The 10833-nt window shown below is 67.5% G+C and carries 9 protein-coding genes; 8 read left to right on the top strand and 1 reads right to left on the bottom strand.

Features of this window, described 5'->3' with window-relative positions; all coding sequences use genetic code 11:
• A partial coding sequence (locus KUM44_RS35850) for a beta-galactosidase domain 4-containing protein (protein WP_217213928.1) occupies positions 1 to 1239 on the top strand: 1239 nt, incomplete at its 5' end.
• Positions 1240 to 1373: 134 nt separating this feature from the next.
• Complete coding sequence (locus tag KUM44_RS35845; RefSeq protein WP_254390592.1) at positions 1374 to 2591, top strand: dTDP-4-dehydro-6-deoxyglucose aminotransferase; 1218 nt, start codon at positions 1374 to 1376, stop codon at positions 2589 to 2591.
• A gap of 761 nt (positions 2592 to 3352) precedes the next feature.
• Here the strand turns inward: KUM44_RS35845 and KUM44_RS35840 are convergent.
• Complete coding sequence (locus tag KUM44_RS35840) at positions 3353 to 4372, bottom strand: transglutaminase domain-containing protein (RefSeq protein ID WP_217213927.1); 1020 nt, start codon at positions 4370 to 4372, stop codon at positions 3353 to 3355.
• Positions 4373 to 4963: 591 nt separating this feature from the next.
• Between KUM44_RS35840 and KUM44_RS35835 the strand changes: the two genes are divergently transcribed.
• From KUM44_RS35835 to rfbB, 6 genes are all read left to right on the top strand, one after another.
• Entirely contained in the window at positions 4964 to 5245 is a 282-nt protein-coding gene (locus tag KUM44_RS35835) for a hypothetical protein (protein WP_217213926.1), read from the top strand.
• Positions 5242 to 6921: an amino acid adenylation domain-containing protein gene (locus KUM44_RS35830; protein WP_254390591.1), complete on the top strand. Its 1680-nt coding sequence runs from the start codon at positions 5242 to 5244 to the stop codon at positions 6919 to 6921. The genes KUM44_RS35835 and KUM44_RS35830 overlap by 4 nt, the downstream gene beginning before the upstream one ends.
• A 47-nt stretch (positions 6922 to 6968) precedes the next feature.
• Complete coding sequence (locus KUM44_RS35825) at positions 6969 to 7229, top strand: phosphopantetheine-binding protein (protein ID WP_217213924.1); 261 nt, start codon at positions 6969 to 6971, stop codon at positions 7227 to 7229.
• A 563-nt stretch (positions 7230 to 7792) separates the two neighbouring features.
• A complete protein-coding gene (locus KUM44_RS35820; RefSeq protein ID WP_217213923.1) occupies positions 7793 to 8020 on the top strand; it encodes a hypothetical protein in 228 nt (75 codons plus the stop codon).
• 235 nt (positions 8021 to 8255) lie between these two features.
• Complete coding sequence (locus KUM44_RS35815) at positions 8256 to 9323, top strand: glucose-1-phosphate thymidylyltransferase (RefSeq protein ID WP_217213922.1); 1068 nt, start codon at positions 8256 to 8258, stop codon at positions 9321 to 9323.
• The gene (rfbB, locus tag KUM44_RS35810; RefSeq protein WP_217213921.1) at positions 9320 to 10336 is read left to right on the top strand and encodes a dTDP-glucose 4,6-dehydratase; all 1017 of its coding nucleotides are present in this window, start codon (positions 9320 to 9322) and stop codon (positions 10334 to 10336) included. Before KUM44_RS35815 ends, rfbB begins: the two co-directional genes overlap by 4 nt.
• The last annotated feature ends 497 nt before the right edge of the window (positions 10337 to 10833 follow it).

The following is a 10833-nucleotide window of genomic DNA, read 5'->3' as shown; positions in this document are numbered from 1 at the left end:
GACGGCAACTTCGTCTGCGACGGCCTGATCTTCCCGGACCGGCGGCCCTCCCCCGGGCTCGTCGAGTACAAGAAGGTCATCGAGCCGGTCCGGATCGACGGCGACGGCGCGGACGGCACCGTACGCGTGACGAACAAGTACGACTTCGCCGACCTGTCGGCGCTCGCGTTCGAGTGGTCGTACCAGGTGGACGGCGAGACGGTCGTGTCGGGCACCCTGGCGGTGCCGGACCTCGCCCCCGGCGAGTCGGCCGACGTCAAGCTGCCGCAGCCGCCCGCGCACGGGCCGGCCGACGAGGCGCAGTGGACCGTACGGGCGCTGCTCGCGGACGGGACGGTGTGGGGACCGAAGGGCCATGTCGTGGCGTGGGGCCAGGTCCCGGTCGCCGCACGGCTGCTGCCGTCCCTGAGGGCCACCGAACGCCCCGTGGTGGGCGATGGGCTGATCAATCTGGGCCCAGCCTCCTTCGACGCCCGCACCGGTGCGCTGAAGAGCATCGGCGGTGTCGAGGTGACCGCGCCGCGGCTGGACGTGTGGCGGGCCACCACCGACAACGACGAGGGCGCCGAGTGGCAGACCGACACCCGCTGGGCCACACTGTGGCGCAAGTACGGACTGCACCGCATGCGGCACCGGCTCGACGGCGTGGAGATCGGCGACGACACGTTGACCGTGCGGGCCCGAGTGGCCCCCGCCGCCTGGGAGTTCGGTCTCGCGATCGTGTACCGCTGGACCTCCGACGGTGAGCGGCTGAAGCTGACCGTGTCCGTGACGCCGCAGGGCGAGTGGCCCGTCCCGCTGCCCCGGCTCGGCATCCGGTTCGGGCTCGGGCAGGCGGACCAGATCAAGTGGTTCGGCGGCGGCCCCGGCGAGGCCTACCCTGACACTCGGTCGGCGTCCATGATCGGCCGCTGGCACTCCACCGTCGACGAGCTCCAGACGCCGTACGTCCGCCCGCAGGAGAACGGCGCCAGTGCCGACGTCCGCTGGGTGGAGCTCGGCGGGCTCAGGATCGAGGGCGATCCGGAGTTCTGGTTCACCGCACGGCGCTGGACCACCGAACAGTTGGACACGGCCACCCACCTCACCGACCTCGCGCCCGGCGACACGGTCTGGGTGAACTTCGATCACGCCCTGCATGGCATCGGCACCGCCTCCTGCGGTCCGGGCGTGCTGCCGCAGTACCAACTCCAGGCTGAGCCAGCCGAGTTCTCCTTTGTCTTCTCTGAGACCAGCTGAGCGAAACGGTCCTGAGTACCCCCGTGGACGGCCGGCTCCGTACCCGGCCGTCCTGCCTCGGCTTCGTCCTCATCGGCATGCTCCAGGCGCGCTGATGGACGGGGTCGCCCATCTTGTCGGATATACCGGGAGGCATGACTATGAAACGGAATATAGGCGACCTCGCCATATTCGGCGGTTCTTCGGCATTCCTGCAAACGCTTTTCGTGGGGCGGCCCAACGTCGGTGACCGAGCTCGATTCTTCGATCGCGTGAACTGGGCGCTGGACCACCAGTGGCTCACCAACGGCGGACCGCTGGCGCGGGAGTTCGAGCAGCGAGTAGCAGAGCTGGCCGGAGTCCGGTATTGCGTGTCGACCTGCAATGCGACCACTGCCCTACAACTCCTGGCTCGCGCCGCGGATTTGTCCGGCGAGATCATCATGCCGTCGCTGACTTTCCCGGCGACTGCCCACGCGTTCCGCTGGCTGGGCCTGACACCGGTCTTCTGTGACATTGACCCGACTACCGGCTGCATGGACCCCGCACTGGTCGAGGCGGCGATAACCCCCCGCACCAGTGCTATCGTCCCGGTCCACCTGTGGGGCCGTCCCTGCGCGGTCGACCAGTTTGCGAAGGTCGCGGCCGCCCACGACGTCAAGCTGTTCTACGATGCCGCACACGGCCTCGGCTGCACATCGGGAGGACTGCCGATCGGTGGGTTCGGGCAGGCGGAGGTGTTCAGCTTTCACGCCACCAAGGTGGTCAACTCGTTCGAGGGCGGCGCGGTGGTGACCGATGACGAGGAGCTGGCCAAGCGTATCCGCGCAATACACAACTTCGGATTCGCGCAGGGGCGCGTGTCGACGGAGGCGGGCATCAACGGGAAGATGACCGAGGCTGCCGCCGCGATGGGCCTGACCTCACTCGATGCCTTCGAGGAAACGGTTTGTCAGAACAAGGCCAACTACGACAGCTATCAATCGGAGCTTGCTGGCCTCGCCGGGCTGAAGATCGTCGACTTCAACCCTGCCGAGCGCAATAACTACCATTACCTGATCGTGGAAATCGACGCCGCGGTGACCGGAGTCCACCGAGACTTGCTGGACGACGTGCTCAAGTCGGAGAAGGTGATGTGCCAGCGGTACTTCTCCCCTGGATGCCACGAGATGGAGCCCTACCGCTCGGAGCAGCCGGTCACCCTGCCGCACACCGAGCAGCTGGCGCAGAAGGTACTCGCCTTGCCCACCGGACCCACCGTCTCCCGCGAGGACATCCGCCGGGTCTGCGACATCGTACGGTTCACCCTGGAGCGGGGGCACGAGGTAACCCACAGGGTCAACGAGCGGGTGGAATCCATGGTGACGCCCTGATTAGGACATTGCCACGTCCATATCGATCCCGGCCTTGAGCGGAAGCGGGCTATGCACCTGGCGAGGCTGTCGATCGAGGCAATGTGGATCCAACCGGTTGGGTCGGCCGCGCGGAGAGGTGCTCGCCGTAAGTGCGAATGTTGTTTCCGCGCGATCTCCCGCCGAACCGGACATGACGGTTTCTCGGTCATCCGGCTCTCCACAACTGTTTTGCGTCTCCGGTGAAGCATGACGCGCGCCCCGTCGGAAGGCTGCCATCCGACATCCCATTGCAGCCGATGCAGCGGCTCGGTGCTCGGCAGCTGATGGACATCGCGTGTCGCATCGCCGCCCACATCCCGGCCTTCTGCCGCCAGGACGTGTCCGTCCCCGCCCGGCCGTCGGCAACGAGGGAGACCGGCTGCTGGTGCTCAGCTGCGACGCGACCGGCGTGCACATGATCCCGTCCGGTCGGCGGATGGCGACCGTCTTCGCCGTCCACCACGCCGGCCCGGTCCCACGCACCGATGCGGACGTCCTACCGGCCACCGTGGCCGAACGCGCCGCCCGTACCCACGGGGCCGGCACCTGGAAGGCTCCCTTCAGCGCTCCACCGCGGCCATGGTCACCGCCAAATCCCTCGCACCGTGTTGGACGGGGCCCAGCCCCCGCGTCGTTGCCGCACGGCGCCAGCACCTGCGCACCCGCCCCGAGGACGCGAAGCGACTGCCCGTGCTTCTATCCGGCCCGAGGCGGTTCCTCGATTTCAATGGGCTTGGGCATTACATCCAGCCCAGCCGCTTCGGCCCCACCGCAAGAACGGGTGAGCCTTGGCGGCTCACCGTCATACTGCAGTCGGCGGGGATGTTCCCGTGCAGGACGAGCGGTGAGTTAAGCGAGTCGGTGGCGTCGAGGTGGAAGAAGGCCGGCCCGGGTGAGACCGACAAAGGCCACTCCACTGGATCGATCACCCCCCAGCACTGCAGGGTATTCAGGAAGAAGGGATCGGCCGCAGTCCAAGATCCGTCAATCGGAAACTCAATCCACGCGTGCCAGGCGGACAGCGGCGGTGCCATTAGTAGCCCGGCCGCGGGACGGGCAACCAGGCCATTATTGCACGCCACCTCGACGAGATAGAACGCAGCAGAAAGGCAGTTGGCGAGACGCGTTTCCCTTACGAACCCGGTGTCGTACGAAAGATCTTTCCGGAACTTATGGAATTCCAGAGTCCGAGCCTCTGCTATCACTGGGTCTATCGAGTTGCCGAAATCGTGAAACCCGACCGGAGAATCCACCCGAATGCAGAAGACCGCAGAGTCACCGTGCCGTTGCGGCGGTGTCAAGGAAGCGCCCTCGGGCCGGGGGATCAATGTGAAGGCGCAGTCCCCTTCATGCCCAGGCTGCGGGCAAGTGGCGGTGAACCGGAGTTCCAGACCGCCAGCCGACTGTTTGACCTCACCGAGATACTTTGACCACCACCGATTCGACCGCCAGTAGACAGTTGGTAGACGCAAGTCAATGGAGAGGTTCTCCAGGTCGAGCGGATCGAACGTTATCTTGGTGGAGGATCCCGTGTGTGGCAAACCTAGATCGAGCAGCTCCTCGAGCAGCTCCTCATTCACCCCGTACTGCTTGTGGGCAATGTCGGCGCCGACACTGAACTGCCGGTATGCAGACGGTATGCGCAGCAGCTTCTGAACCGCCTCAGCGGCATTGATGGCGGGCCGCACAGCGAACTCCCCCTCCATTGTCAAATACTGCTCATCGAACATGACGGTGCGCCAGGCAGCCTCGTTTCCCATCGCTGGCGTCGCTACCTACGCCGGCCGTGTATGCCTCGATGTTTATCTGGGTGCGGAAGTCTAGCCTCACTCGTTCATGTGTGTGGCTCGCCCCAGTCGGGGAGCCGTCGATAAATAGCTCCTCGATTTGCTTACGGTTCGGCGCGCACGGCATGCCTCAAGGGGGTGGCACCGACGCCGACCCGGCGGTGATCACCGGCTGGCGTGTCCTGGCAAGGTTCGCATGGATCCGAGGTGGGCAACCACGCTGCTGCGGGCCTTGCTGGGGCAGACGGCCCGCTGCTGAATGGACCTTGATGAGGCAGGCGGTCATGTGCAACTGCGCAGATTCTCTACTTGCACACCGCTGGGTTTTCCGTTCCGGCCTCAACTCGAAGGTCGACGAGCCGGATAAGGGGTGTCGGCGACGTGGCGCAGGTGTTTGCCATGGCGCGCGCTGGTGTGTGATCGTGTGCCGGCTACTGGAATTTCGCCGTCGTGCGGCGCTGTTGGGCATCCCGTCCGGGCGACTGGATAAGACGCCGGCCGAGATCGGACAGGGCCGACGAGGCCGGACTGACGGGCGGTCAGCGCAAGCCGATCACGGAGGCGGTGAACTACCCGAAGGGCAAGAGGCCCTACCGGGACTACCTGGCGGCGCTGGCCAGGAGGTGGCCGATCGCCACGGGCGTGATCGAGCGGGCGCACGGCACCATCAAGCCCGCTGCCAGGCAGGACACTGCCTCACCGCTTGATCGCAGAAGTCCCTTCCGCGGACCCGCACCCCACCTCTACAGCGGGTCCTTCACCGACGCCTTCCAGGAGTTGTACTCCAGCCTGCTCTCCGAACCGGTCCGCCTTTTACGGAACCTATGCAGAAGGGGGATTCCATGACCAGTCACGCACAGGAAGCAGCCCCGGCACAGCTCGCGATGTCGCCCGACGTGACTGCCACCGCGGCCGGCCGGGCCCTGGTCCGCCCCGGCCCGGTGCCGCGACCGGCACCGTTGGTGTCCGACGCCGTTCACGCCCATGCCCGCGACAGGCCCGATCAGATGGCCTTCATCGAAGGCGGCACCAGGACGACGTACCGGCAACTACACGAAGCAGTGGCCCGGTTGCGCACTCTTCTGCTGGAGCGAGCTTGCGCACCCGGCGATCGGGTCGCCGTGTCGGGGCCCCGGGGCCTGAACAGTGCCGTCGCCTTCCTGGCTCTGGAGAGCCTCGGCGCCACCTATGTCCCGGTGGACCCGACCTGGCCGACGGATCGCCTGGTCCGCATCTTCAGCCAGACGCAATGTGCGTACGTCCTCGTGCACGACGGCAGGGTGGGAACGGGCTCCTGGGCACCCGAGCCGACGCTGGCCCGGGCCGTTGCCGAGACGGATGTCGAACTCCTGGAGATGGCGCGGGCGGCAGCGCTGGAGCCGTCCCCGGCTCCCCGGGGCCGGCCGCACGACGCAGACCGCCAGGCCCGATACATCATCTACACGTCGGGCAGCACGGGCACGCCCAAAGGCGCCGTCGTCGAGCACCAGGGCATGGCGAACCACCTCCGTCACATGGTCGAGACGCTCGGCATCGTCTCCGACGACGTGGTGGCCTTCACCGCGCCGCCGACGTACGTCGTGTCCGTGTGGCAGATGCTGGCGGCTCTGTCGGCGGGCGCGGCGGTGGCTGTCATCGACGACTTCACGACGGTGTACCCGCGCCGGTTGCTGAAGGCACTCGACGAGCACCGGGTGACGATGGCCCAAATGGTGCCCACGATGATCGCCCTCGTCGTGGACGAGCTCCGCAGGCAGGACGCCGACGACCCGTTGCCGAGACTCCGATGGTTGATCGCGACCGGCGAGGAGCTGCGTCCACACCTTGCCGCGGGTGTACTCGGCACCTTGCCCGGCGCCCGGTTGATGAACGCGTACGGCATGAGCGAATGCTCAGACGACGTGGCCCAGCACGTGGTGCGGCACGCCGACACGCAGCGTGCTCGGCTGCCTGTGGGACGGCCCGTCGCCAACACGGCTCTCCATGTGTTCGTTGAGGAGGAATCGGCCTGGCGTCCGGCCTCCCCCGGGGAGGTGGGGGAGTTGTTCGTCGGAGGGCTGCCGGTCGGTGCCGGGTACGTCGACGCTGGAGCGGCGGCTCGGACCGCCGCCTTCTTCCACGACGACGTCGACCCCGGCTCGCCCACCCGGAGGCTCTATCGCACGGGTGACCTGGCGTACGTTGAAGACGGCGTCCTGTACTACGTCGGCAGGGTGGACCGACAGGTCAAGATCCGGGGTGTGCGGGTCGAGCTGGACGAGGTCGAGTCGGTACTCCGGCGGCACCCCTCCGTGGCGGAGTGCGCGGTCACCGTCGAGGCCGTAGAGGAATCGCATCGGCTGAGGGTTCACTACGTCCCTGCCGACGACGTCACCCCCAAGGAGCTCGAGAAGTTCCTCGGCGAGAGTCTGCCAACGCCCCTGCCCACCCACTGGGTGAGACTGACGAAACTGCCCCTGACGCGCAACGGGAAGACCGACTACCGCGCTGTCGCCGGCCTCGAACCGGTCACGGCCGGCTGAGCGCCCCATTGTTTCCCCCGACGATCACGAAAGGTGAGCAACAAGATATGACACCACTCTGGGATGCGCGGTTCGAGTCCTTGATGCGCGATGCGTTGCGTCTGCTCGACCCCGGCGACCCCCTGCTGCCCGACCTGTCCACCGCCGATCACGGACTGGATTCCCTGGCCATGGTGCAACTGATGCTGAGCATTGAGGACGCCTACGGGATCTCCATCCCCGACGACCTGGTGCAGCCACAGTCGTTCGCCACCCCGGAGAAGCTCTGGGCCATCGTGTGTGAGCTGTCCGGCGCACAGGTCCAGTAGGCACGGGCACACGAGACGGGCCCTCGGCCGCCACCCCGGGTCGGGGGAGGTCGAAGGCCCCGCTCAAGGCGAACACGTCACCATGAACTGTCCGGTACCGACGAGGAGTTCGCGGGGCGGACAGTCGTCCAACGAAGTCCGGGGCGTTCGCCGCGGCCGGGTCCGCCGCAGTGGTGCGGTGCCGGCGACACAGCCGCACGCCTGCCAGGACGATACTGCGCATCACCCGCGCGATCCGCTTGAGGTCGGGTCGACCGGGGAATTCTCCAGTCGGTCCGGCGCCTTTCCCGTCTCGTGTCACGCGGCTCCTACTCCCTTGCCGCCCGGCGCTGAATTGGGCCGTCTCCTGCTACGGTGATCGCGTACCGCACCCGGAGCACGGCACATTTCTCCCGCACCATCCGGTGCCGGTAGCGGTCCGGAATACTGCGGCCGAACGCCGTAACCGGCCTCTGCGTCACGATGCGATCGTCGCCCCCCTTCCAGCCACGTCATCCGTTCACCGGACCGAATAGCCACTGTCCCTGGGAAGCCGGGAACACGCGGTTTCAGGAGCGGTTTTCATGCGTACAGCAGACATGTTCATCGATGGCCTCGGGTCCTATTTCCCTCCCACGGTGACCGTGGCTAGCACGGTCGCGCAGGGCCCCTACTCCGCCGACGAGATCGAGCCGCACGAACACGGCGGCGCCGTGGCCGGTGAGATGCCGGCGCAGGAGATGGCGCTGAGAGCCGCCAGTTCGGTGCCCGGTTCCAGCACTGCCGCGGGAACCCGCCGAAGGAGGCGATGACGCTGATGAAGATGCCGGAGCACACGCAGGATGTGGCCCGCCGGGCCGCGGACGAGGCGGGCATCATCGAGCTTGCGGACCTGGCCCGGGTCGCGTACATGACCCAATCCCCGGGAGATCGTGGAACAGCGCGGCATGGCCGTGCCCGGGTTGACTTTGGAGAAGCCGACCTGGCAGTGGGGTCGGGACTTCGGCCACTGCGGCGCCGACGGCGCGTGGGAGCTGTGAGGACGCCATGAAAGCTCTCGTCCTGGCGGGTGGATCGGGCACGCGGCTGCGCCCCATCACCCACACGTCAGCCAAGCAACTCGTGCCCGTGGCCAACAAGCCCATTCTCTTCTACGGGCTGGAGGCCCTGGCCGCCGCGGGGATCACCGAGACCGGCATCATCGTCGGTGAGAGCGAGCGGGAGATCCGCGAAGCCGTCGGCGACGGCTCGGACTTCGGTCTCGATGTCACCTACCTGCGGCAGGAGGCGCCCCTGGGACTCGCCCACGCCGTGCTGATCGCCCGGGACTACCTCGCCGACGACGACTTCGTCATGTACCTCGGCGACAACTTCGTCTTCGACGGCATCACGGGCGTGGTCGAGGAGTTCCGCGAGGAACGCCCCGACGCGCGCATTCTGCTCACCAAGGTCGCCAACCCCTCGGCCTTCGGCGTGGCGGTCCTGGACGACGACGGGCGGGTCTCCGCGCTGGAGGAGAAGCCGCAGCACCCCACCAGTGACCTCGCCGTGGCCGGGGTGTACCTGTTCACCCCGCTCGTGCACGAGGCCGTCCGGGCCATCTCGCCCTCCGGGCGCGGCGAGCTGGAGATCACCGACGCCGTCCAGTGGCTCATCGACGCGGGCCACGACGTGCGCTCCACGGTGATCAGTGGCTACTGGAAGGACACCGGGAACGTCGCGGACATGCTGGAGGTCAACTGCACGCTCCTGGAACGGATGGAGAGCCGGGTCGAGGGCCACGTCGACGAGCACAGCGAGATCATCGGCCGGGTGCGCATAGGCGCCGGGGCGGAGGTCCGCCGGTCCCGCATCGTAGGTCCCGTGACCATCGGCCCCGGCACGGTCGTGGAGAACTCCTACATAGGGCCCTCCACGTCCATCGCGGAGAACTGCCTCATCCACGACAGCGAGATCGAGTTCTCGATCGTGCTGGGCGACTCGTCCTTCGTGGGCGTGCGCCGCGTGGAAGCCTCGCTGATCGGCCGCAACGTGAAGGTCACCCTCGCGCCGCGGGTGCCGGCCACCCACCGGCTGATCATCGGAGACCACGGCAGTGTGCAGATGCCGTCATGACGTCCCCGGCATCCGCACCCGGCACCCGCATCCTGGTCACCGGAGGCGCGGGGTTCATCGGCTCGCACTATGTGCGCACCCTCCTCGGCCCCGGTGGACCGGCCGACGTCCACCTCACGGTCCTGGACAAGCTCACCTACGCCGGGTCGCTCACCAACCTCGACGCGGTCGCGGGCCACGCCCGCCTCGCCTTCGTACACGGTGACGTCTGCGACGCGGAGCTGGTCGGCGAGCTCATGGCCGGTCACGACCAGGTCGTGCACTTCGCCGCCGAGACTCACGTCGACCGGTCGATCACCGGCTCCGCCGCGTTCGTGACCAGCAACGTCGTGGGCACACAGGTGCTCCTGGACGCGGCGCTGCGCCACGGTGTCCGCGCCTTCGTGCACATCTCCACCGACGAGGTGTACGGCTCGATCGACTCCGGTGCCTGGACCGAGGACTGGCCGCTCGTCCCCAACTCCCCGTACGCGGCGGCCAAGGCGTCCAGCGACCTGCTCGCCCTGGCCTACCACCGCACCCACGGCCTGGACGTCCGGGTGACCCGGTGCTCGAACAACTACGGGCCCCACCAGTTCCCCGAGAAGGTCATCCCCCTGTTCGTCACCAACCTGCTGGACGGTCAGAAGATCCCGCTCTACGGCGACGGCGGCAACGTCCGGGACTGGCTGCACGTCGACGACCACATCCAGGGGATCGAACGCGTCCGGCAGCACGGCACCGCCGGCGAGATCTACCACATCGGCGGCGGCACCCAGCTGAGCAACAAGGAGCTGACCGGCCTGCTGCTCCAGGCGTGTGGGACGGGCTGGGACATGGTCGAGCACGTCGCGGACCGCAAGGGCCACGACCGGCGCTACGCCCTTGACTGGTCGAAGCTGCACACGGGCCTGGGCTACCGGCCCACCAAGGACTTCGCCCGCGGACTCGCCGAGACTGTCGCCTGGTACCGCGACAACCGGGACTGGTGGGAACCGCTCAAGAAGAGGGCGGATCGGAATTCCGAGGTGTGATGTGACGTCTTTCACAACGCTGGCTCGGCACCGGAGCGTGCGGCCGGCTGGCCGGTCTCGTATCCGGGCTCCTGAGGAATACGGGCGCCACGAACCGGGAAACGGTGGAAAATCCTGCAAAGGTGATCACGGTAAATTGATGTCCGCTGATGTCACCTCGACTGAATCGCGTGCTCGAGGAATTCAGGCCCACGCGTATTCTCCATCTCGCGGGAATCGCGGCCCCCGCCCTGGCGGAACGGCGGCGGGACCGCGCGTGGGCGGTCCATGCCACGGCGGCCGAGTAGTCGGCCGCGTTCGGCGCCGCCTCCCGCTGGGCCCAGCCCACGCCGCGCTGATCGCCCGGGGCTACCTCGCCGCCGACGACTTCGTCATGTACCTCGGCGACAACCGGTCGGTGTGGGCATCGGGCTCGCCCCCGGCGCCATCGGGCCGAACGACGTCGCGGACGCCGGCGCGAAGGCCCTCGAGGGGCCTGCTGCCGAGCTGCGAACAGG

Source organism: Streptomyces sp. AC550_RSS872 (assembly GCF_019049285.1).
Lineage (GTDB): Bacteria > Actinomycetota > Actinomycetes > Streptomycetales > Streptomycetaceae > Streptomyces.
Note: the sequence above shows the minus strand (reverse complement) of the source record. Positions and strands in the feature narration are given on the sequence as shown.

Bases quoted from the DNA above. Each gene is read 5' to 3' on its own strand.
- KUM44_RS35815 (WP_217213922.1), top strand. From the start codon at position 8,256: ATGAAAGCTCTCGTCCTGGCGGGTGGATCGGGCACGCGGCTGCGCCCC.
- KUM44_RS35825 (WP_217213924.1), top strand. From the start codon at position 6,969: ATGACACCACTCTGGGATGCGCGGTTCGAGTCCTTGATGCGCGATGCG.
- rfbB (WP_217213921.1), top strand. From the start codon at position 9,320: ATGACGTCCCCGGCATCCGCACCCGGCACCCGCATCCTGGTCACCGGA.
- KUM44_RS35830 (WP_254390591.1), top strand. From the start codon at position 5,242: ATGACCAGTCACGCACAGGAAGCAGCCCCGGCACAGCTCGCGATGTCG.
- KUM44_RS35820 (WP_217213923.1), top strand. From the start codon at position 7,793: ATGCGTACAGCAGACATGTTCATCGATGGCCTCGGGTCCTATTTCCCT.
- KUM44_RS35840 (WP_217213927.1), bottom strand. From the start codon at position 4,372: ATGGGAAACGAGGCTGCCTGGCGCACCGTCATGTTCGATGAGCAGTAT.
- KUM44_RS35845 (WP_254390592.1), top strand. From the start codon at position 1,374: ATGACTATGAAACGGAATATAGGCGACCTCGCCATATTCGGCGGTTCT.